Consider the following 712-nt stretch of genomic DNA (forward strand, 5'->3'; position numbering starts at 1 on the left):
TTTAGGGGATTTTGGGGAATTTTGCAAAGGTCTCCGATTTCCAATGATGCACATATTGATCTTTAACAGTAAGCAAGACCTAATATAGTGGATTAAAATAAAAATGAGACAAGGCGGCAACGCCCGCCGTGTACGGGTAGTACATAAGGGCGTTGGCAACACCGTATCATTGCAATTTTAATCCACTATAAAATTCAAAAACTCAATTCCATCCATAAAGTCTCGATTGTGCAAAATACCAATCAACAGAATGCCCTATTTCTATTTGAATCCACCATAAATGCTTCAATGGGTTAATAAATAAAAAGCCGAACGGATAAACCATTCGGCTTTCTATCAAAAGCAACTATTATTGAACTTTAATTTCTACATCAACACCGGCTGGCAAGTCCAGTTTCATTAGTGCATCGGTAGTTTTGTCAGTCCAGTCCACGATGTCCATCAGGCGCAAGTGGGTGCGGATTTCCAATTGTTCACGAGAAGTTTTGTTCACGTGAGGAGAACGCAGAATGTTGAAACGTTCGATTTTAGTCGGCAACGGAATCGGACCTTTTACAACGGCACCGGTACGTTTTGCAGTTTCAACGATTTCTTGTGCAGAACGGTCGATCAGGCTGTAATCATAAGCTTTCAGGCGGATACGGATTTTTTGGTTTGCCATTTATCGATATCCTTCAATTAAGCGATGATAGAAGAAACCACACCTGCACCT

1 protein-coding gene is annotated in these 712 nt (G+C 40.9%); it reads right to left on the reverse strand.

Annotated elements, in window-relative coordinates; genetic code table 11:
• Nucleotides 1-349 precede the first annotated feature (349 nt).
• Nucleotides 350-661: a 30S ribosomal protein S10 gene (gene rpsJ, locus HMPREF3050_RS00425; protein ID WP_002642322.1), complete on the reverse strand. Its 312-nt coding sequence runs from the start codon at nucleotides 659-661 to the stop codon at nucleotides 350-352.
• Nucleotides 662-712 lie beyond the last annotated feature (51 nt).

The sequence above is a fragment of the Neisseria sp. HMSC065D04 genome (genome assembly GCF_001815675.1).
In the GTDB taxonomy this organism is placed as follows: Bacteria; Pseudomonadota; Gammaproteobacteria; order Burkholderiales; family Neisseriaceae; genus Neisseria.